Genomic DNA, 21,471 nt, shown 5'->3' on the forward strand with positions numbered 1-21,471 from the left:
GTAGCAGAACCATTACCGAATTCTGACCGGAGGGGATCTATGAAGCTGGTGACCGTGATAATCAAACCATTCAAGCTGGAAGACGTTCGTGAAGCGTTATCTTCCATTGGTATTCAGGGCCTGACCGTCACCGAAGTGAAAGGTTTCGGGCGTCAGAAAGGACATGCCGAGCTGTACCGGGGGGCGGAATACAGCGTCAATTTCCTGCCAAAAGTAAAAATTGATGTGGCGATTGCTGATGATCAGCTCGATGAAGTGATCGATATCGTCAGTAAGGCGGCTTACACCGGAAAAATTGGCGACGGCAAAATCTTCGTCGCTGAATTGCAACGCGTCATTCGTATTCGTACCGGCGAAGCCGACGAAGCGGCGCTGTAATCTCTGGCACACAGCAACAGGAACGAAAAATGAAGATAGCGACGATAAAAACTGGGCTTGCTTCACTGGCGATGCTGCCGGGACTAGTAATGGCTGCACCTGCGGTGGCCGATAAAGCCGACAATGCGTTTATGATGATTTGTACTGCGCTGGTGCTGTTTATGACTATTCCGGGGATTGCCCTGTTTTACGGTGGGTTGATTCGCGGCAAAAACGTGCTGTCGATGCTGACGCAGGTGACGGTGACGTTTGCACTGGTCTGTATTCTCTGGGTGGTTTATGGTTACTCGCTGGCGTTTGGTGAGGGAAACAACTTCTTCGGCAACATTAACTGGTTGATGCTGAAAAACATCGAACTGACGGCGGTGATGGGCAGCATTTATCAGTATATCCACGTAGCGTTTCAGGGATCGTTTGCCTGCATTACCGTAGGCTTGATAGTTGGGGCGCTGGCGGAACGAATCCGTTTCTCAGCTGTGTTGATTTTCGTGGTGGTATGGCTGACGCTCTCTTACATTCCGATTGCGCATATGGTGTGGGGCGGTGGTTTGCTGGCTTCTCACGGTGCGCTGGATTTCGCGGGTGGCACGGTGGTGCATATTAACGCCGCAATCGCCGGTCTGGTGGGCGCGTATCTGATAGGCAAACGCGTGGGCTTCGGCAAAGAGGCGTTTAAACCGCACAACCTGCCGATGGTCTTCACCGGGACTGCCATTCTCTATATCGGTTGGTTTGGCTTTAACGCCGGGTCAGCGGGCACGGCGAATGAAATCGCGGCACTGGCATTTGTGAATACTGTGGTCGCTACGGCGGCGGCAATTCTTGGCTGGATCTTCGGTGAATGGGCGCTGCGTGGTAAGCCTTCACTGCTGGGGGCGTGTTCTGGCGCGATTGCCGGTCTGGTCGGCGTGACGCCAGCGTGTGGCTACATTGGGGTTGGCGGCGCGTTGATTATCGGCGTGGTAGCTGGTCTGGCGGGCTTGTGGGGCGTTACCATGCTCAAACGCTTGCTGCGGGTGGATGATCCCTGCGATGTCTTCGGTGTGCACGGCGTTTGTGGCATTGTCGGCTGTATCATGACCGGGATTTTTGCCGCCAGTTCGCTGGGTGGCGTGGGCTTCGCTGAAGGTGTGACGATGGGCCATCAGTTGCTGGTACAGCTGGAAAGCATCGCCATTACGATCGTCTGGTCCGGTGTGGTGGCATTTATTGGCTACAAACTGGCGGATCTGACGGTTGGCCTGCGTGTGCCGGAAGAACAAGAGCGAGAAGGGCTGGACGTCAACAGCCACGGCGAGAATGCCTATAACGCGTAACAAGCACTGCAAAAAACAGCCGGACGGTTTTCACCTCCGGCTATTTTTTTAATTGTGATTACGCATCACCCCTTCCTGAACGGTCGAGGCAACCAGCACGCCGTCCTGGGTATAAAACTCACCGCGCACAAAGCCGCGTGCGCTGGACGCCGAGGTGCTCTCCACGCTATACAGCAGCCATTCATTCAAATTAAACGGGCGATGGAACCACATGGAATGGTCGATGGTCGCTATCTGAATTCCTGGTTCGAGAAAACCGATGCCGTGCGGCTGTAGAGCTACCGGCAGGAAGTTAAGATCAGAAGCGTAACCGAGCAGATACTGATGAACGCGCAGATCATCCGGCACGCTACCATTTGCGCGGATCCACACCTGACGATGCGGTTCTGCGACGTGCCCTTTCAGTGGGTTATGAAACTCCACCGGACGGACTTCAAGCGGACGATCGCAGATGAATTTATCTTTCAGCACTGGCGGCAGCAGGTGCGCCAGCGATTGGGCGATTTGCGTTTCCGAAGGCAGGCCATCAGGCGCTGGCGCGGACGGCATTGTTTTTTGATGTTCGAAACCCGCTTCTGGTGCCTGGAAAGAGGCAGTCATATAAAAAATCGGTTTGCCGTTTTGAATAGCAGCAACCCGGCGGGCGCTGAAGCTGTTACCGTCACGCAGCGTTTCGACATCATAAATAATCGGTTTCTTACTATCGCCTGGGCGAAGAAAGTAGCTGTGAAACGAATGTACCAGCCGCTCTTCAGGGACGGTCTCTTTTGCAGCATACAAGGCCTGACCCACGACCTGGCCGCCAAACACCTGGCGTAAACCTAAATCTTCACTCTGGCCGCGAAAGAGTCCTTCCTCAATTTTTTCCAGATTTAACAATGTCAGTAAATTTTTTAGCGCCTGACTCATATAACTCTCCAGTAACAAAGCTGCCGCAGCAAGCCAAAGTGAGTTGAGTATAACGCAAATTTGCCACTGGTCCGATGGGTGCAATGGTCTGAATTACGGGCTAATTACAGGCAGAAATGCGTGATGTGTGCCACACTTGTTGACGTTACTATTTTGTTAACCACTCTCCGGCGAGGAAAGTTAGCCCGCTGGTGCATTGATAATAAGGAGAAGTGAATGAAACTCGTGCACATGGCCAGTGGTTTAGCGGTTGCGATTGCGTTGGCGGCTTGCGCAGATAAAAGCGCGGATATTCAGACGCCAGCACCGGCTGCAAATACGTCTATTTCAGCAACACAACAACCTGCTATCCAGCAACCGAATGTCTCCGGTACCGTCTGGATCCGTCAGAAAGTCGCACTGCCGCCTGATGCTGTGCTGACCGTGACACTTTCTGACGCGTCGTTAGCCGATGCACCGTCAAAAGTGCTGGCGCAGAAAGCGGTGCGTACCGAAGGTAAACAGTCACCATTTAGCTTTGTTCTGCCATTTAACCCGGCAGATGTTCAGCCGAACGCGCGTATTCTGTTGAGTGCGGCGATTACCGTGAATGACAAACTGGTATTTATTACCGATACCGTTCAGCCGGTTATCAACAAGGGCGGAACTAAAGCCGACCTGACATTGGTGCCGGTGCAGCAAACCGCCGTGCCGGTTCAGGCCAGCGGTGGCGCAACGACTACTGTACCTTCGACTTCACCAACTCAGGTGAATCCGTCTTCGGCAGTTCCAGCTCCTACGCAATATTAAGCGCAGTTAACCCTCTCCGCCCGGAGAGGGTTAGTAGTTCCAGCGATAACGCTGCAAGTCGATTTGCCCGCTTCCCGATACCATCACACCTTCTGCCAGTAATGCCTGTCGTTGACGCTGTAAATCCGGTCCGGTTAGCGAAATTGTGCCGTGGCGATTAACCACCCGATGCCAGGGTAAGGTGCTGCCTTCAGGGAGACGCTTTAACACACCGCCCACCTGGCGCGCGGCGCGGGGCGATCCTGCCAGTTTCGCCACATCACCGTAAGTGGTGACATAGCCTTCGGGAATAGCGGCGACGATTTGCCAGACGCGTTGGGGAAATGAATCTTCTTTTTCCATCTTTTCTTCCTGAGGTAATTTTTCAGCATAATCTGGAAAAACGCCCGAGTGAAGTCGCATTGCGCAAGAAACCAGCATCCGGCACGCAATGGGTTGCAATTAGCCGGGGCAGCAGTGATAATGCGCCTGCGCGTTGGTTCTCAACGCTCTCAATGGGGGCTCTGTTGGTTCTCCCGCAACGCTACTCTGTTTACCAGGTCAGGTCCGGAAGGAAGCAGCCAAGGCAGATGACGCGTGTGCCGGGATGTAGCTGGCAGGGCCCCCACCCATTTCTGCCTCCCCCCGTTTCGTCAAAAAATCCCAATATGGCTAAACTTTAACCACAACTGACGTCGCAAGAATTGTCTGGCTGCGCAGTACGCTTCGGAGGTATGTCTGATGAAGTATGTTGATGGTTTTGTGGTTGCCGTTCCTGCCGATAAAAAGGATGCCTATCGGGAAATGGCTGCTAAGGCTGCGCCATTGTTTAAAGAGTTTGGCGCGCTTCGTATTGTCGAATGCTGGGCCAGCGATGTACCGGATGGCAAAGTGACCGATTTTCGTATGGCGGTAAAAGCTGAAGAGAATGAAGAGGTTGTCTTTAGCTGGATTGAATACCCCTCAAAAGAGGTCCGCGACGCTGCTAATCAAAAGATGATGTCGGACCCACGGATGAAAGAGTTCGGCGAGTCCATGCCGTTTGATGGTAAGCGAATGATTTATGGCGGATTCGAGTCAATCATCGACGAATAGGTAGCGTGACGGGCTGTGCGGCGTGCCGTCAGCCCTACAATTCACAAATGTTGCTCGGCCCAGCGTAAGAAATCTTCTTTCGGTAATGCCTTGCTGTAGAGCCAGCCCTGACCGTAGTGCACGCCATGCTGGCGTAACCACTCTTCTTGTTTACTGGTTTCGATTCCCTCCGCTACCATTTTCAGTTTCAGTGTTTTTGCCATTTCGATAATATGCGGCGTGACATTTTTATATTCCAGCGCATCAACGAAAGATTTATCTATCTTCAGAATGTCGACATCCAGATCCTGTAAATAACTTAAACTTGAATACCCCGTACCAAAATCATCAAGATAAATTTCATGGCCCGCCTCCCGGTAGCGAGAAATTATCGGGGCGCTGGTTTTCGGATCGGCAAACTCGCGTTCAGTGAGTTCAAGCGCGATCTGTCTGGGATTAACCTGATAGTGATTGATCATTTCACGCAGCAATTGCGGGATTTTTTCCGAGGTGAGCACGGTGGATTCAAGATTGATCGAAATATGCTGCTGCGGATGCTGACGCAGCCAGTCGCCCATATCTTCAAAGACGCTTCTTATAATCAGTAGCGTCAATGGCTCAGAAAGGCCCGTTTGCTGTGCCAGCGGAATAAAACTATCTGGTGATAACCAACTACCGTCTGTCTGCGGCCAGCGCGCCAGTGCCTCAGCACCGACAATTTTGCCATTGGCTAAGGAGACAATCGGTTGATAGTGCACGCAAATATCACGATTTTCGATAGCATCCTGCAGCCGATGATGCGGTGACTGGATACGGCGCAAAATACGCAGCACAAACATCGCTGCCAGCAGGCCAATCACCAACCCGAGCGGTAACCAAATAAAGACTTGCCGATGCCAGCCTTTCTGCAACATTTTCGTTGAAGCCCAGGTGATGATCGAAATATTCATTTCCGGGAAGGGCAGGATATCGTAAATGATTCCATTATTTTCGATATGCTCACCGGGTGTTTTTTGTAGTCTGGTAATAATTCCCTGAGCAATTTCATCGCTGCTGGTTATCACAACGTTATGGGCATTGCCAATAATGGCGGCATCAATTTGCCATGAGCTATAGGGAATGACATCAATAAAGGAAGCGGGGTCGATCATGACGACATAATGTGCCGTTCCCATGGCAACCATGTAACGGATAATGCCTAAATCGTTATGCGATGTTAACCAGACACGATAACCATCTTTCGAAATTTTACCTGGCTCGGGGAAGGTATCGGGCGGGCTTTCATGCTCCAGAGACGAACACTGGGGAACGTTGTTATCGATATAAACCACTTCCTGAATATAGCGATAACTGTAAGATACCCGACGCATTTCCATGAGATGGGCTTCGCTACAGGCAGCGCCTTGCCATCTTTCCAGCTCTTGCAGTGCATCTTTCCCTTGTGTCGCCACCTTATTGGCCCGAATAGCGACGCGGGAGGAATAGGTATTCAGCTCTTCAATAAATGATGTTTCTACCTGCTGATGGGCCAGCCAGATGCTTAAGCCGACAGGCAGCAATACTGAAAGAATCAGTACTCCCGAAATAAGGCCGACCAGATGTCGCGTTCTCACCAGCATATCCTTATTAACACAGTGTAGAGAAAGTATATCCGATTGTGGAAAAAGGCTGGCAGGAGATAAGGAGGTAGAGCCGGTATTTCATCAAGTGATGGGTGGAATCGAACGTTGTCATTTGACCAGGCGCAGAGCTTTACGCCTGGTATGTAACCCTAACTTAAGATGTTGATTCGGCGCGAGCGAGGGTAAAAATATCGTAAAAAGACAGTTCACCTTTACGGACGATCATTTTTTGCAGTTGTTCTTTATGAACATCCGCGACACGCGGAGAGTTCAAGATGGCTTCAACCAGCGCGGCAGGTACAAAGCGCGTGTTGTACCATTCGCCGTTATAGCAAACGCGGAAATCCAGCACGTCGATATCTTCATAGCGGTAGCGTGGGTAGACATCGAAAAAGAAGAAACCATTAAGCAGGATAAATAATACAACCAGTAGCCAGACAGAGCCTGACAGCGTTTCGGACTGCAACATCACCGCCAGGGTGGCAAAAAAAGCAACATACATACCGATAAACAGCCCCGGATGTTTACGGATAAAACTGATACTAAAGCGGGGTTTGTTGTCGCGTTTTTCGCGGGTATTTAGAGACTCAATTGTTTCGGTCAGCAGGCGTTGTATTTCGGTCATCGTTTGCCTTCGTGGTATCTGCAACTTTCCAGGGAACACCCTATTTTAACGTGGGAATAGTAGAGGGAAAGTAACAGATTTGCCACGATTTTGCATAACAGTTGCGAAAAACTGGTTACAATTTTTTAATGATTCTGGCTGGATTACCGCCCACGACAACGTTGTCCGGGACATCTTTTGTGACAACTGCACCTGAGGCTACCACGACGTTATCACCAATGGTCACACCAGGGTTAATGACCGCGCGTCCGCCAATCCAGACGTTATTACCGATGGTGACGGGTTTCCCCAGTTCAGCACCGCTATTACGTGCTACAGGGTCGATGGGATGTGTTGCCGTGTAGATATGAACGCCTGGTGCCAACATACAGTTATCACCGATGCGAATAGGGCAGACATCAAGCATCACGCAATCGAAGTTGGCGAAAAAATTATTGCCGAGAAAAATGTTATAGCCATAATCACAGCGAAACGTTGGCTCAATATAAGCCTCTGTCACCTGACCGAATAAATCAGCGAGAATTTGCTGGCGTAATGTGTGCTCTTCCGCCAGGGAATGATTGTATCGGTGAATAAGCTGACGAGCGCGCAGGCGATCGCGAGATAACGTCTCATCTGCCGAGCGATACAACTCACCAGCAATCATCTTTTCTTTTTCTGTGCTCATTACTGACCTCCGGTTGCTGAAAATGCGGCAACACAGTAAGACGAAAAGTCAGTGAAGAGAACGTTCCCATTACATCTGTGTGATAAAGATCACATAGGGTATGTCTTCATGGCGAAAAAGTATAAAATTCTTAATAAACAGCCGGTTATAGCTCCGAAAGCGAATTATTTATTAGCGAATAAATTTCCATACTGAGGAAGGGATCTTGTCGTACAGTTTATTCATGGTCAATTCGGCGAGGCGGTGATCTGCGGCTGAGTAAAATACCGCCAGTTCATTATCTGATAATTCGTATTTATTTTTCTCGATAACACGCTCCAGCGTGTCAATTGTCTGGCAACGACGTAAACGCATTAAATAATCGGTTTTTGTTAAAGGTTTTTCGGACATACTTCTACCCATGGTTGTAATAATTCTAACAAGATAAACTCGCAGGATTCTCTTTCGTCGCATTGACAAAACAACGGAATAGTCGATTACCTGACTTCCGCCATTTCTGAAGATCCTGCATATTAATACCATAACTGCTGAACAACATAAAGGTGTCATCCAGATATTCGTCGATCTGCTCAATGAGCTTATTGTCTTCATTATACTTAATTTTGTAATTAAGTGCGAAGGTCGCAATATGCTCAATCAGTTCATTCAACTGGAGGTTGATCGCCGAGGTTGGGTCGTTAACCCAGCCATGATTGCTTTCTTCAAGGTTTGCAAGACAGTCATGATACAGGGTTTCACAGAGAAACTTAAGCTGTGCGATATCATGTCTTTTGGGTGAGTATTCATCCATAACGCGTCCCCTTCTTAGTGGTTGAACTAACGGACACCTTTCGGGATGGAAAAAACTTACTGACCTGGACTTGCCCTCTCGTTTGTTAGCTTAACTATAAGCCACTCTTTGCAGGTTTTCATCGCATTATTACGAAAAATTACAATTAGGAAGGAAGCGGGACAGGACTTACTTTTTCATACTAGCACTAACCCGCAGCAGGTAAAAGCAGTTTGCTCGAACTGTTCATAACATTTCAGGATTATCGCCAGATGAAATTGGTAACACTAATACCAGGATTGCTCTGAATATGACGTAATAACCGAGGAATGAATAAAGAATTACCGCAAATAATTAAGAATAGCCTCTAAATGATTATGGATTATTAAATCTATTAGCGCTACTTAATATAAATTAACTAACAATCAGTATTTTTTATGAATTTTATACGTGTTTAATACTGGTTTTCGTATGAGATCCTGAGTTGGTGGTTCAATGACTCCTTAATGTTCGTCGGTTATGCATAAAAAAGGCCGCTTGCGCGGCCTTAGTGATTACACGTTGTATCAATGATGATCGACAGTATGGCTGTGCTCGATATCTTCATTCTTGCGGCTAAAGCGGCGGCGAACCACCACAAAGAATACCGGAACGAAGAAGATTGCCAGTACCGTTGCGGTCACCATCCCGCCCATTACACCGGTACCTACTGCGTTCTGCGCGCCGGAACCAGCACCAGTACTGATAACCAGCGGCATAACGCCGAGGATAAACGCCAGTGAGGTCATCAGGATCGGACGTAAACGCATCCGCACCGCATCAAGCGTCGCTTCAATCAGACCTTTACCTTCTTTATCCATCAAGTCTTTGGCGAATTCGACGATAAGTATCGCGTTCTTCGCCGACAACCCAATGGTTGTGAGCAGGCCTACCTGGAAGTAAACGTCATTGGTCAGGCCACGGAAGGTGGCAGCCAGCAACGCACCGATAACCCCCAGCGGAACGACCAGCATAACGGAGAACGGAATCGACCAGCTTTCATACAGCGCCGCCAGACACAGGAACACGACAATCAACGAAATCGCGTACAGTGAAGGTGCCTGGTTGCCGGAGAGACGTTCCTGATAGGACATCCCCGTCCAGTCATAGCCAACACCGGTAGGCAGTTTGCTCGCCAGTTGTTCCATCAGCTCCATTGCTTCACCGGTACTTTTACCCGGTGCCGCCTGGCCTAAGATTTCCATGGATGGCAGGCCGTTGTAACGTTCCAGACGCGGCGAACCGTACTCCCAACGAGAAGAGGAGAACGCCGAGAACGGCACCATCTGACCATCAGCAGCACGAACATACCAGTCGCCGATATCATCCGGCAGCATACGGTATTTCGCTTCTGACATGACGTAAACTTTCTTCACACGACCGCGGTCGATAAAGTCGTTCACATAGCTACCGCCCCATGCAGCGCCCAGAGTGGTGTTAATGTCGTTGATAGAAACACCCAGCGCCTGCGCTTTTTCCTGGTCGATATCAATCTTAAACTGCGGGGTATCTTCCAGACCGTTTGGACGTACGCTGGTCAACATATCAGGGTGCTTCGCTGCTTCTGCAAGCAGCTGGTTACGCGCCTGAGTCAGTTTTTCGTGACCAAGGCCAGCCTGGTCAATCAGCTCAAAGTCAAAGCCGGTTGCAGTACCCAGTTCCACGATTGCGGGCAGGTTAAAGGCGAAAACCATCGCATCTTTGATTTGCGAGAAAGCGCGTGTTGCACGCATGGTAATCGCTTCAACTTTGTTTTCTTCACCCGGACGATCGGCCCAGTCCTTCAAGGAAACGAACGCAATACCGGTATTCTGACCACGTCCCGCAAAGCCGAAGCCGTTAACGGCGAACACCGACTCAACGTTGTTCTTTTCTTTGGTCAGATAGTAATTCGTTACCTCATTGAGCACTTTCTGCGTACGTTCCTGCGTTGCACCTGCTGGCAGCTGAACCATGGTCATAAATACGCCCTGGTCTTCATCTGGCAAGAAGGAGCTTGGCAGACGCACGAACAGATAGGCCATGCCGACCACGATGATCAGATACAGCACCAGGTAACGCCCTGTACTGCGCAGAATACCGCCTACGCTGTCGGTGTAGTGGTGCGTGCTCTTCTCGAACATGCGGTTAAACCAGCCGAAGAAGCCTTTTTTACCTTCCCCGTGATCGCCTTTGGCAATCGGTTTCAGCATGGTGGCACAAAGAGCCGGGGTCAGAATCAACGCCACCAGTACCGACAGCGCCATTGCTGAAACAATGGTAATAGAGAACTGACGATAGATAGCACCAGTAGAACCGCCAAAGAAGGCCATCGGTACGAATACCGCCGACAGTACCATCGCGATACCGACCAGAGCGCCCTGAATCTGCCCCATCGACTTACGGGTGGCTTCTTTTGGCGGCAAACCTTCTTCCGCCATAACACGCTCAACGTTTTCTACCACAACGATGGCGTCATCCACCAACAGGCCGATGGCGAGCACCATCCCGAACATTGTTAGCGTGTTTATCGAGAAGCCAAAGGCGGCAAGGACGGCAAAGGTCCCCAGCAATACCACCGGTACGGCAATGGTCGGAATCAACGTCGCGCGGAAGTTCTGCAGGAACAGATACATAACCAGGAACACGAGGATGATCGCTTCGACCAGCGTTTTAACCACTTCGTGAATAGAGATTTTCACGAACGGCGTGGTGTCGTACGGGTAAACAATTTTCAGACCCGACGGGAAGAACGGTTCCATCTTCGCCAGTTCAGCACGGATTGCCGCAGCGGTATCCAGCGCGTTTGCACCGGTCGCCAGCTTGATCCCCAGACCGGAAGCCGGTTGGCCGTTAAACTCTGCGATGATGTCGTAGTTCTCACCACCCAGCTCAATTTTCGCCACATCACGCAGCAGCACGCGGGAACCATCCTGATTCACTTTCAGCAGGATTTTGCCAAACTCTTCAGTAGAGGTCAGACGCGTCTGAGCAATAATAGAGGCGTTAAGCTGTTGGCCTTTCACCGGCGGCGTACCACCGAGCTGACCAGCTGCAACCTGGGCGTTCTGCGCTTTGATGGCGGTAATGACATCAACCGGTGTTAGCTGGAATTTGTTTAGTTCATTCGGGTTCATCCAGATACGCATCGCGTACTGTGAACCGAACAACTGAACGTCACCCACGCCCGACGTACGGCTGATGGCATCTTTCATATTTGCCGCTACGTAGTCAGAGATATCCTCCTGCGTCATGGTGCCATCGGTGTTGATAACGCCGACAACCATCAGGAAGCTGCTGGATGATTTCTCAACGCTCACCCCTTGCTGCTGAACTTCTTGCGGCAGCAACGGCATCGCCAGCTGCAGTTTGTTCTGCACCTGAACCTGCGCGATATCCGCATCAGTACCAGACTCAAAGGTCAGGGTGATCTGCACGGTACCCGTGGAGTCACTGTTAGAGGACATGTACATCAGGTTATCGATACCGTTCATATTCTGTTCGATAACCTGTGTCACCGTGTCCTGCACTGTTTTCGCATCAGCGCCGGGGTAGGAGGCGGAGATCGTTACTGCCGGCGGTGCAATCGTAGGATATTGCGCCACCGGCAGTTTGAGGATCGCCAGCCCCCCTGCCAACATGATGATAATGGCGATCACCCACGCAAAAATCGGGCGATCGATAAAGAAATTAGGCATGTCTTAACGGCTCCTGTTTAAGTTAAGACTTGGACTGTTCAGGCTGAGCACCGCTTGCGGCTTGCTGGTTATTATCAGCGGTAACTTCTTGTGCTTTTACCTGGACACCAGGACGCACTTTCTGCAGCCCACTTATTACTACGCGATCGCCTGCTTTCAGACCTTCTGTCACCAGCCACTTATCGCCAATAGCCTGGCTTGCAACGATCGGACGGGTTTCCACTTTGTCATCCGCGCCAACCACCAGTACGGTGGCATCGCCACGCGGCGTACGGGTTACGCCCTGTTGCGGGACTAAAATAGCGTTTGGATTAAGCCCTTCTTCCAGACGTGCACGTACGAACATACCCGGCAGCAGAGTGTGATCCGGGTTCGGGAAGATAGCGCGTAGGGTGATAGACCCGGTGGTCTGATCAACGGTAACGTCAGAGAATTCCAGCGTACCGTCCTGCGGGAACTTAATGCCGTCACTGGTGATCAGCGACACTTTGGCTTTGCCGTTCTCTTGTTTCAGCGTGCCATTTGCCAGTTCCTGTTTCAGGCGCAGGAAGTCGTTGCTGGACTGGGTCACATCAACGTAGATCGGATCAAGTTGCTGCACGGTTGCCAGCGCAGTCGCCTGACCGTTCTGTACCAATGCGCCTTCCGTCACGTTCGACTTACCAATGCGACCGCTAATCGGAGAGGTAACTTTGGTGTAAGCCAGATTGATCCGCGCAGTTTCAACGGCAGCTTTCGCCGCAGTTACCGCAGCATTTGCCTGTTGCGCATCAGCCAGAGCCTGATCGTACTCTTGCTTACTGATGTACTGAGTACCGAGCAATTTCTGATAACGATTCACCGTCAATTGCGCGATATTGGCTGCAGCCTGGGCTTTCGCCAGATCGCCTTTCGCGCTGTCGTATGCCGCCTGATAGGTCGCAGGATCAATCTGATAGAGAGAGACACCTGCTTCGATGTCGCTACCTTCTTTGAAATTACGCTTCAGGATAATCCCGCTAACTTGAGGACGAACTTCTGCGATCCGGTAGGCACTGGTGCGACCCGGAAGCTCGGTTGTGATCTGCAGAGGTTCAGTTTTGACTGTTACTACGCCAACGGCGGGCATCTGCTGGCCACCTTGTTGGGCCTGTTTGTCGTCACATCCTGTTAGGGCTAAGCTGCCTGAGAGCATCAGAACGACCGCCAGAGGCGTAAACCCTCTGTTTTTGTTCATATGTAAACCTCGAGTGTCCGATTTCAAATTGGTCAATGGTCAAAAGTTAATAAACCCATTGCTGCGTTTATATTATCGTCGTGCTATGGTACATACATTCACAAATGTATGTAAATCTAACGCCTGTAAATTCACGAACATATGGCACGAAAAACCAAACAAGAAGCGCAAGAAACGCGCCAACACATCCTCGATGTGGCTCTACGTCTTTTCTCACAGCAGGGGGTATCATCCACCTCGCTGGGCGAGATTGCAAAAGCAGCTGGCGTTACGCGCGGTGCAATCTACTGGCATTTTAAAGACAAGTCGGATTTGTTCAGTGAGATCTGGGAACTGTCAGAATCCAATATTGGTGAACTAGAGCTTGAGTATCAGGCAAAATTCCCTGGCGATCCACTCTCAGTATTAAGAGAGATATTAATTCATGTTCTTGAATCCACGGTGACAGAAGAACGGCGTCGATTATTGATGGAGATTATATTCCACAAATGCGAATTTGTCGGAGAAATGGCTGTTGTGCAACAGGCACAACGTAATCTCTGTCTGGAAAGTTATGACCGTATAGAACAAACGTTAAAACATTGTATTGAAGCGAAAATGTTGCCTGCGGATTTAATGACGCGTCGGGCAGCAATTATTATGCGCGGCTATATTTCCGGCCTGATGGAAAACTGGCTCTTTGCCCCGCAATCTTTTGATCTTAAAAAAGAAGCCCGCGATTACGTCGCCATCTTACTGGAGATGTATCTCCTGTGTCCCACGCTTCGTAACCCTGCCATTACCGAATAACCCTGAATCTGACTCCAGGATTTTTCCTGGACATTTTCGTCGTTGCTATTCTGGTTCACTGCGTCGTGATATTCTTGCGGTTTGACTTTTTCAGGTCGTTCTTCAGGTTCAGAAACCTTCATTCATCATGACTATGTTCCAGTATTACAAACGATCACGGCATTTTGTTTTTTCAGCATTTATTGCTTTTGTTTTTGTCTTGTTATGCCAGAACACGGCGTTTGCGCGGGCGTCATCGAATGGTGATCTGCCGACAAAAGCGGACCTGCAGGCACAACTTGACTCACTGAATAAACAAAAAGATCTTTCTGCTCAGGACAAACTGGTGCAGCAGGATCTGACAGATACATTAGCTACCCTCGATAAAATCGATCGCGTAAAAGAAGAGACAGTTCAGCTACGGCAAAAAGTCGCTGAAGCGCCGGAAAAAATGCGCCAGGCGACCGCGGCGTTAACTGCACTTAGCGATGTCGATAATGACGAAGAAACGCGCAAAATTCTGAGCACACTTTCGTTGCGCCAGCTGGAAACTCGCGTTGCCCAGGCGCTGGACGATTTGCAAAACGCACAAAACGATCTGGCGTCTTATAACAGCCAGCTGGTTTCGTTACAGACGCAGCCCGAACGCGTGCAAAATGCGATGTATAACGCTTCGCAGCAGCTGCAACAAATTCGCAGTCGTCTGGATGGGACTGATGTCGGCGAGACTGCCTTACGTCCCAGCCAGAAAGTGTTAATGCAGGCCCAGCAGGCGTTGCTGAATGCGGAGATTGACCAGCAGCGTAAAAGCCTGGAAGGGAACACAGTCTTACAGGATACCTTGCAAAAGCAACGGGATTACGTGACGGCGAACAGCGCCCGTCTGGAGCACCAGTTGCAGCTGTTGCAAGAAGCGGTAAACAGCAAGCGCCTGACTTTAACCGAAAAAACGGCGCAGGAGGCCGTCTCCCCGGATGAAGCCGCGCGTATTCAGGCTAATCCGCTGGTGAAGCAGGAACTGGAAATTAACCAGCAGTTAAGTCAGCGTCTGATTACCGCGACTGAAAACGGTAATCAGTTGATGCAGCAAAACATTAAAGTCAAAAACTGGCTGGAGCGGGCGCTGCAATCGGAACGCAATATTAAAGAGCAGATTGCCGTCCTGAAGGGCAGCCTGCTGTTGTCTCGTATCCTTTACCAGCAACAACAAACGCTGCCCTCGGCGGATGAACTGGAAAACATGACCAACCGCATCGCGGATTTGCGTCTCGAACAGTTTGAAGTTAACCAGCAGCGTGATGCACTCTTCCAGAGCGATGCGTTCGTCAACAAACTGGAAGAAGGTCACACCAACGAAGTCAACAGCGAAGTTCACGATGCGTTATTGCAAGTAGTTGATATGCGTCGCGAATTGCTGGATCAGCTTAACAAACAGTTGGGTAACCAGCTGATGATGGCCATTAACCTGCAAATCAACCAGCAGCAGTTAATGAGTGTGTCGAAAAACCTGAAATCCATCCTGACTCAGCAAATCTTTTGGGTGAACAGTAACCGTCCAATGGACTGGGACTGGATCAAAGCGTTCCCGCAAAGCCTGAAAGATGAATTTAAGTCGATGAAAATCACGGTGAACTGGGAAAAAGCCTGGCCTGCCGTTTTTATCGCTTTCCTCGCCGGTTTGCCGCTGCTGTTGATTGCCGGGCTGATCCACTGGCGTCTGGGCTGGCTGAAAGCGTATCAACAAAAACTGGCTTCCGCTGTGGGTTCCCTGCGTAACGACAGCCAGCTCAACACACCAAAAGCGATCCTTATCGACCTGATCCGTGCGCTGCCGGTGTGCCTGATTATTCTCGCGGTTGGCCTGATTCTGTTGACCATGCAGCTCAACATCAGCGAACTGCTATGGTCGTTCAGTAAAAAACTGGCGATTTTCTGGCTGGTGTTTGGCCTGTGCTGGAAGGTACTGGAGAAAAACGGCGTTGCCGTGCGTCACTTTGGTATGCCGGAACAGCAGACCAGCCACTGGCGTCGGCAAATTGTCCGCATCAGTCTCGCATTGCTGCCTATCCATTTCTGGTCTGTGGTGGCAGAACTTTCCCCGCTGCATCTGATGGATGATGTGCTGGGGCAGGCGATGATTTTCTTCAACCTGCTGCTGATTGCCTTCCTGGTATGGCCGATGTGCCGCGAAAGCTGGCGTGATAAAGAGTCGCACACCATGCGACTGGTCACCATTACCGTACTGTCGATTATCCCGATTGCGTTGATGGTGCTGACCGCCACGGGTTATTTCTACACCACGCTGCGCCTCTCCGGGCGTTGGATTGAAACCGTTTATTTGGTGATCATCTGGAACCTGCTGTACCAGACGGTATTGCGCGGCTTAAGCGTAGCGGCGCGGCGTATCGCCTGGCGTCGTGCGCTGGCGCGTCGGCAGAATCTGGTGAAAGAGGGCGCAGAAGGTGCCGAACCGCCGGAAGAACCCACCATTGCACTGGAGCAGGTTAACCAGCAGACGCTGCGTATTACCATGTTGCTGATGTTTGCGCTGTTCGGTGTCATGTTCTGGGCAATTTGGTCCGATTTGATCACCGTGTTCAGCTATCTGGACAGCATCACGCTCTGGCATTACAACGGCACTGAAGCTGGCGCTGCGGTGGTGAAAAACGTCACCATGGGCAGTCTGTTGTTTGCGATTATCGCCTCAATGGTAGCCTGGGCGTTGATTCGCAACCTGCCTGGTTTGCTGGAAGTGTTGGTGCTCTCGCGCCTGAACATGCGCCAGGGCGCGTCGTATGCCATTACTACCATCCTTAACTACATCATTATTGCCGTTGGTGCGATGACGGTGTTCGGATCGCTGGGCGTCTCGTGGGATAAACTCCAGTGGCTGGCGGCAGCATTATCCGTAGGTCTTGGTTTTGGTTTACAAGAGATCTTCGGTAACTTCGTCTCCGGTTTGATCATTCTGTTCGAACGTCCGGTACGCATTGGCGATACGGTAACCATTGGTAGCTTCTCGGGGACGGTAAGTAAGATTCGTATTCGTGCGACAACGATTACCGATTTCGATCGCAAAGAAGTGATCATCCCGAACAAAGCGTTTGTTACCGAGCGTCTGATCAACTGGTCGTTGACTGACACTACTACGCGTCTGGTGATCCGTCTCGGCGTGGCCTATGGCTCCGATCTGGAAAAAGTGCGTAAAGTGTTACTGAAGGCGGCGACTGAGCACCCAAGGGTGATGCACGAACCAATGCCGGAAGTCTTCTTTACGGCGTTTGGTGCCAGCACGTTGGATCATGAGCTGCGTCTGTATGTGCGTGAACTGCGTGACCGTAGCCGTACTGTCGATGAGCTGAACCGTACTATCGATCAGCTGTGCCGTGAAAACGATATCAACATTGCCTTTAACCAGCTTGAAGTGCATCTGCACAACGAGAAGGGCGATGAGGTGACGGAAGTAAAACGCGACTACAAAGGCGACGATCCGACACCAGCGGTTGGGTAATAACCAAAGAGGGCGACATTTAGTTGCCCCGAGATTACTGACAAAGTGCGCGTTGTTCATGCCGGATGCGGCGTGACCGCCTTATCCGGCCTACGAAACCGCAAGAATTCAATATATTGCAGGAGCGGTGTAGGCCTGATAAGCGTAGCGCATCAGGCAGTTTTGCGTTTGCCCGCAATCTTAGGGGACATTTAGCGGCCCCATTTATTTCTCACTTTTCCGCCTCATCATCGCGCGTTAATTTCTTTTCATAATCGCGTTTTACAATATCCAGCGCGCGCAGCACGGTGCGGGCTGGGATCTGATTTTCTTCCAGCAGCACAATCAAATCGATAGCCAGTTTGACATCGTCAGGGGCATTTTCCAGTGACATACTCTCTCCATTGCTAGCGGGTTAAGCGCGCTAGCCTGTTTTCGATTTTTTCCAGCGCATGGCGGCAGCGTGCCAGGCGCGCTTCATAGGCTTCCACTTCACGATGCAGCGTTTGCTGTTCCACGAGATCGGTCACCCGCGCCAGGCGGGCTCGACGTTCGGCTACCATCTCACGTAGCCGCCGCTCAAAATCCTGATGCTGAATACGTTTACGCTGCCAGCGGGCAATTTTCGGTGGCGCACTGTCCCACTCGCGTAGCGACCAGGCTGTGGCTTCACGCGCTATAGCCTCCAGTTGCGCCGCCAGATGTTCTGCCAGCCAGGCGACTTGCGGCAGTTGCTGTTGCTCAACGGCATGACGAAGCGCAGCCAGGTTATCGCCCGCCTCATCGAGACAAGCCTGCAGTGTTGTCGCACGAGTCTGAAAAAGGTGCCTGTCAAAACGGGCACTTAGCGTGGCAAATTGCGCTACCGGGGCACAACGCTGACGCAGCGTGGCGAGCTGTCCTTCCAGTTTTTCCAGCAGCAGGGCGGTTTTCACGATAAGACCTCAATAAAAATGATAATTGTTATGCTAAAGTAGCAACTCTGTAAGCTGACAACACTCAATATGCAACGAATCATTTTAATCATCATTGGCTGGCTGGCGGTAGTGCTGGGTACGCTGGGCGTGGTATTACCGGTATTACCGACGACGCCGTTTATCCTGCTGGCGGCCTGGTGCTTTGCCCGTTCTTCCCCGCGCTTTCACGCCTGGTTGCTGTACCGCTCATGGTTTGGCAGCTATCTACGTTTCTGGCAGAAACATCATGCGATGCCGCGCGGCGTCAAACCGCGGGCGATTTTGCTTATTTTGCTCACGTTTGCAATTTCTCTGTGGTTCGTCCAGATGCCATGGGTGCGCATCATGTTGCTGGTAATTCTCGCCTGTTTGCTTTTTTATATGTGGCGAATTCCGGTGATTGATGAAAAGCAAGAAAAGCACTGAAGCACAACAATCGCAGTTGCAATTATTGCGTACAGCCAGTACATTCTGGCGTTTTCGAGCACAGGCGCAGGCGGTCAAAGGTTAAACAACTGTTACTTTTGATACGTTTAAAACGCGCCGTGAGTACCACCGTAACAAGCAGGCATACACTTATGACCGCGACTGCACAGCAGCTTGAGTATCTCAAAAATAGCATCAAAAGCATTCAGGACTACCCAAAACCCGGCATTCTTTTCCGTGATGTCACCAGCTTACTGGAAGACCCGAAAGCTTACGCTCTCAGCATCGACTTGCTGGTTGAGCGTTACAAAAATGCGGGCATTACCAAAGTTGTCGGCACCGAAGCGCGTGGCTTCTTGTTTGGCGCTCCGGTAGCTCTGGGTCTGGGCGTTGGCTTTGTACCGGTCCGTAAACCGGGCAAACTGCCGCGTGAGACCATCAGTGAAACTTACGACCTGGAGTACGGCACCGATCAGCTGGAAATCCACGTTGATGCCATCAAACCGGGCGACAAAGTTCTGGTGGTGGACGATCTGCTGGCAACCGGCGGCACTATCGAAGCGACCGTTAAACTGATCCGTCGTCTGGGTGGTGAAGTGGCTGACGCTGCGTTCATTATCAATCTGTTCGATCTCGGCGGCGAACAGCGTCTCGAAAAACAGGGCATTACCAGCTACAGCCTTGTTCCGTTCCCGGGCCATTAATCATCGCCAGTCTTGTGCTGCCCACGCTACGGACAGCACAAGATGTGCATTCAGCCTCGCCGTTCTGACGGGGCTGTGTTAGCATTACCCCTTCGTGAATCCACCTTCCAGCGTTTCAGAGCCTGCCAATGAGTTATCAGGTCTTAGCCCGAAAATGGCGCCCACAAACCTTTGCTGACGTCGTCGGCCAGGAACATGTGCTGACCGCACTGGCGAACGGCTTGTCGTTAGGGCGTATTCATCATGCTTATCTTTTTTCCGGCACCCGTGGCGTCGGAAAAACCTCTATCGCCCGACTGCTGGCGAAGGGGCTAAACTGCGAAACCGGCATTACCGCGACGCCGTGCGGCGTGTGCGATAACTGTCGTGAAATCGAGCAGGGGCGCTTTGTCGATCTGATTGAAATCGACGCCGCCTCGCGCACCAAAGTTGAAGACACTCGCGACCTGCTGGATAACGTCCAGTACGCTCCGGCGCGTGGTCGTTTCAAAGTTTATCTGATCGACGAAGTGCATATGCTGTCGCGCCACAGCTTTAACGCACTGTTAAAAACCCTTGAAGAGCCGCCGGAGCACGTTAAGTTTCTGCTGGCGACGACCGATCCGCAGAAATTGCCGGTGACGATTTTGTCGCGCTGTCTGCAATTCCATCTCAAGGCGCTGGATGTCGAGCAAATTCGCCATCAGCTTGAGCACATCCTCAACGAAGAACATATCGCTCACGAGCCGCGGGCGCTGCAATTGCTGGCACGCGCCGCTGAAGGCAGCCTGCGAGATGCCTTAAGTCTGACCGACCAGGCGATTGCCAGCGGTGACGGCCAGGTTTCAACTCAGGCGGTCAGTGCGATGCTGGGTACGCTTGACGACGATCAGGCGCTGTCGCTGGTTGAAGCGATGGTCGAGGCCAACGGCGAGCGCGTAATGGCACTGATTAATGAAGCCGCTGCCCGTGGTATCGAGTGGGAAGCGTTGCTGGTGGAAATGCTCGGCCTGTTGCATCGTATTGCGATGGTACAACTTTCGCCTGCTGCACTTGGCAACGACATGGCCGCTATCGAGCTGCGGATGCGTGAACTGGCGCGCACCATACCGCCGACGGATATTCAGCTTTACTATCAGACGCTGTTGATTGGTCGCAAAGAATTACCGTATGCGCCGGACCGCCGTATGGGCGTTGAGATGACGCTGTTGCGCGCGCTGGCGTTCCATCCGCGTATGCCGCTGCCTGAGCCAGAAGTGCCACGCCAGTCCTTTGCGCCCGTCGCGCCAACGGCAGTAATGACGCCAACCCAGGTGCCGCCGCAACCGCAATCAGCGCCGCAGCAGGCACCGACTGTACCGCTCCCGGAAACCACCAGCCAGGTGCTGGCGGCGCGCCAGCAGTTGCAGCGCGTGCAGGGAGCAACCAAAGCAAAAAAGAGTGAACCGGCAGCCGCTACCCGCGCGCGGCCGGTGAATAACGCTGCGCTGGAAAGACTGGCTTCGGTCACCGATCGCGTTCAGGCGCGTCCGGTGCCATCGGCGCTGGAAAAAGCGCCAGCCAAAAAAGAAGCGTATCGCTGGAAGGCCACCACTCCAGTGATGCAGCAAAAAGAAGTGGTCGCCACGCCGAAGGCGCTAAAAAAAGCGCTGGAACATGAAAAAACGCCGGAACTGGCGGCGAAGCTGGCGGCAGAAGCCATTGAGCGCGACCCGTGGGCGGCACAGGTGAGCCAACTTTCGCTACCAAAACTGGTCGAACAGGTGGCGCTAAATGCCTGGAAAGAGGAGAGCGACAACGCAGTATGTCTGCATTTGCGCTCCTCTCAGCGGCATTTGAACAACCGCGGTGCACAGCAAAAACTGGCTGAAGCGTTGAGCACGTTAAAAGGTTCAACGGTTGAACTGACTATCGTTGAAGATGATAATCCCGCGGTGCGTACGCCGCTGGAATGGCGTCAGGCGATATACGAAGAAAAACTTGCGCAGGCGCGCGAGTCCATTATTGCGGATAATAATATTCAGACCCTGCGTCGGTTCTTCGATGCGGAGCTGGATGAAGAAAGTATCCGCCCCATTTGATCGTAAG

Annotated in this window: 20 protein-coding genes, 1 other RNA gene and 1 other annotated feature; of the genes, 10 read left to right on the forward strand and 11 right to left on the reverse strand. The window is 51.5% G+C overall.

Features of this window, described 5'->3' with window-relative positions:
* Window positions 1–39: 39 nt before the first annotated feature.
* The gene (gene glnK / locus ACJHYR_RS15205) at window positions 40–378 is read left to right on the forward strand and encodes a P-II family nitrogen regulator (protein WP_000780338.1); all 339 of its coding nucleotides are present in this window, start codon (window positions 40–42) and stop codon (window positions 376–378) included.
* 29 nt (window positions 379–407) lie between these two features.
* Window positions 408–1,694 carry an ammonium transporter AmtB gene (gene amtB / locus ACJHYR_RS15210; RefSeq protein ID WP_000685029.1) on the forward strand — a complete coding sequence of 429 codons (1,287 nt, stop codon included), beginning with the start codon at window positions 408–410 and terminating at the stop codon, window positions 1,692–1,694.
* A gap of 48 nt (window positions 1,695–1,742) precedes the next feature.
* Here amtB and tesB read toward each other — a convergent pair whose 3' ends face one another.
* Window positions 1,743–2,603: an acyl-CoA thioesterase II gene (gene tesB, locus ACJHYR_RS15215; protein WP_000075876.1), complete on the reverse strand. Its 861-nt coding sequence runs from the start codon at window positions 2,601–2,603 to the stop codon at window positions 1,743–1,745.
* A gap of 216 nt (window positions 2,604–2,819) precedes the next feature.
* On the opposite strand from tesB, the gene ACJHYR_RS15220 reads away from it, so the two are divergent.
* On the forward strand, window positions 2,820–3,392 hold the full coding sequence (locus ACJHYR_RS15220) for a YbaY family lipoprotein (RefSeq protein ID WP_000779826.1): 573 nt from the start codon (window positions 2,820–2,822) through the stop codon (window positions 3,390–3,392).
* A 30-nt stretch (window positions 3,393–3,422) separates the two neighbouring features.
* Here ACJHYR_RS15220 and ACJHYR_RS15225 read toward each other — a convergent pair whose 3' ends face one another.
* On the reverse strand, window positions 3,423–3,734 hold the full coding sequence (locus tag ACJHYR_RS15225) for an MGMT family protein (protein ID WP_000409911.1): 312 nt from the start codon (window positions 3,732–3,734) through the stop codon (window positions 3,423–3,425).
* A gap of 162 nt (window positions 3,735–3,896) precedes the next feature.
* Between ACJHYR_RS15225 and ffs the strand changes: the two genes are divergently transcribed.
* Together ffs and ACJHYR_RS15235 are read left to right on the forward strand one after the other, a co-directional pair.
* An RNA gene (gene ffs / locus ACJHYR_RS15230) (signal recognition particle sRNA small type) lies at window positions 3,897–3,993 on the forward strand.
* Between the two features lie 119 nt (window positions 3,994–4,112).
* Complete coding sequence (locus tag ACJHYR_RS15235; RefSeq protein WP_000878140.1) at window positions 4,113–4,466, forward strand: DUF1428 domain-containing protein; 354 nt, start codon at window positions 4,113–4,115, stop codon at window positions 4,464–4,466.
* A 41-nt stretch (window positions 4,467–4,507) separates the two neighbouring features.
* Here the strand turns inward: ACJHYR_RS15235 and pdeB are convergent, their stop codons facing one another.
* The 7 genes from pdeB to acrA all read right to left on the reverse strand — a co-directional run bounded on the left by pdeB (window position 4,508) and on the right by acrA (window position 13,060).
* Window positions 4,508–6,058 (reverse strand): cyclic-guanylate-specific phosphodiesterase PdeB, encoded by a 1,551-nt coding sequence (gene pdeB, locus ACJHYR_RS15240; protein ID WP_001366446.1) that lies wholly within the window; start codon window positions 6,056–6,058, stop codon window positions 4,508–4,510.
* 163 nt (window positions 6,059–6,221) lie between these two features.
* The gene (locus ACJHYR_RS15245; protein WP_000136192.1) at window positions 6,222–6,692 is read right to left on the reverse strand and encodes a YlaC family protein; all 471 of its coding nucleotides are present in this window, start codon (window positions 6,690–6,692) and stop codon (window positions 6,222–6,224) included.
* A gap of 115 nt (window positions 6,693–6,807) precedes the next feature.
* Entirely contained in the window at window positions 6,808–7,359 is a 552-nt protein-coding gene (maa, locus tag ACJHYR_RS15250) for a maltose O-acetyltransferase (RefSeq protein ID WP_000102564.1), read from the reverse strand.
* Between the two features lie 171 nt (window positions 7,360–7,530).
* Window positions 7,531–7,749 carry an HHA domain-containing protein gene (locus ACJHYR_RS15255; RefSeq protein ID WP_001291435.1) on the reverse strand — a complete coding sequence of 73 codons (219 nt, stop codon included), beginning with the start codon at window positions 7,747–7,749 and terminating at the stop codon, window positions 7,531–7,533.
* Between the two features lie 25 nt (window positions 7,750–7,774).
* A complete protein-coding gene (gene tomB / locus ACJHYR_RS15260) occupies window positions 7,775–8,149 on the reverse strand; it encodes an Hha toxicity modulator TomB (RefSeq protein ID WP_000344800.1) in 375 nt (124 codons plus the stop codon).
* A 545-nt stretch (window positions 8,150–8,694) separates the two neighbouring features.
* Complete coding sequence (gene acrB / locus ACJHYR_RS15265) at window positions 8,695–11,844, reverse strand: efflux RND transporter permease AcrB (protein ID WP_001132480.1); 3,150 nt, start codon at window positions 11,842–11,844, stop codon at window positions 8,695–8,697.
* A 22-nt stretch (window positions 11,845–11,866) separates the two neighbouring features.
* On the reverse strand, window positions 11,867–13,060 hold the full coding sequence (acrA, locus tag ACJHYR_RS15270; protein WP_001295833.1) for a multidrug efflux RND transporter periplasmic adaptor subunit AcrA: 1,194 nt from the start codon (window positions 13,058–13,060) through the stop codon (window positions 11,867–11,869).
* 141 nt (window positions 13,061–13,201) lie between these two features.
* Between acrA and acrR the strand changes: the two genes are divergently transcribed.
* Together acrR and mscK are read left to right on the forward strand one after the other, a co-directional pair.
* Window positions 13,202–13,849: a multidrug efflux transporter transcriptional repressor AcrR gene (gene acrR / locus ACJHYR_RS15275; RefSeq protein ID WP_000101736.1), complete on the forward strand. Its 648-nt coding sequence runs from the start codon at window positions 13,202–13,204 to the stop codon at window positions 13,847–13,849.
* Window positions 13,850–13,976: 127 nt separating this feature from the next.
* Window positions 13,977–17,339, forward strand: a complete 3,363-nt coding sequence (gene mscK, locus ACJHYR_RS15280; protein WP_000177746.1) for a mechanosensitive channel MscK — start codon at window positions 13,977–13,979, stop codon at window positions 17,337–17,339.
* 211 nt (window positions 17,340–17,550) lie between these two features.
* Here the strand turns inward: mscK and rsmS are convergent, their stop codons facing one another.
* Window positions 17,551–17,712: a pleiotropic regulatory protein RsmS gene (rsmS, locus tag ACJHYR_RS15285; RefSeq protein WP_059327718.1), complete on the reverse strand. Its 162-nt coding sequence runs from the start codon at window positions 17,710–17,712 to the stop codon at window positions 17,551–17,553.
* A 13-nt stretch (window positions 17,713–17,725) separates the two neighbouring features.
* Window positions 17,726–18,253 (reverse strand): primosomal replication protein N'', encoded by a 528-nt coding sequence (priC, locus tag ACJHYR_RS15290; RefSeq protein WP_000844856.1) that lies wholly within the window; start codon window positions 18,251–18,253, stop codon window positions 17,726–17,728.
* Between the two features lie 69 nt (window positions 18,254–18,322).
* Here priC and ACJHYR_RS15295 point away from each other — a divergent pair, with 69 nt between their 5' ends.
* The 3 genes from ACJHYR_RS15295 (at window position 18,323) to dnaX (ending at window position 21,464) form a co-directional block, all read left to right on the forward strand.
* The gene (locus ACJHYR_RS15295; protein ID WP_001188905.1) at window positions 18,323–18,700 is read left to right on the forward strand and encodes a DUF454 family protein; all 378 of its coding nucleotides are present in this window, start codon (window positions 18,323–18,325) and stop codon (window positions 18,698–18,700) included.
* 152 nt (window positions 18,701–18,852) lie between these two features.
* Window positions 18,853–19,404, forward strand: coding sequence for an adenine phosphoribosyltransferase (gene apt, locus ACJHYR_RS15300; RefSeq protein WP_000127356.1), 552 nt, complete (start codon window positions 18,853–18,855; stop codon window positions 19,402–19,404).
* A gap of 128 nt (window positions 19,405–19,532) precedes the next feature.
* Entirely contained in the window at window positions 19,533–21,464 is a 1,932-nt protein-coding gene (gene dnaX, locus ACJHYR_RS15305) for a DNA polymerase III subunit gamma/tau (RefSeq protein WP_000122015.1), read from the forward strand.
* Window positions 20,797–20,861: a sequence feature (DnaX frameshifting element), on the forward strand. Its footprint overlaps the gene before it by 65 nt.
* Window positions 21,465–21,471 lie beyond the last annotated feature (7 nt).

Source organism: Escherichia sp. WS1450 (genome assembly GCF_046487395.1).
Lineage (GTDB): Bacteria > Pseudomonadota > Gammaproteobacteria > Enterobacterales > Enterobacteriaceae > Escherichia > Escherichia coli.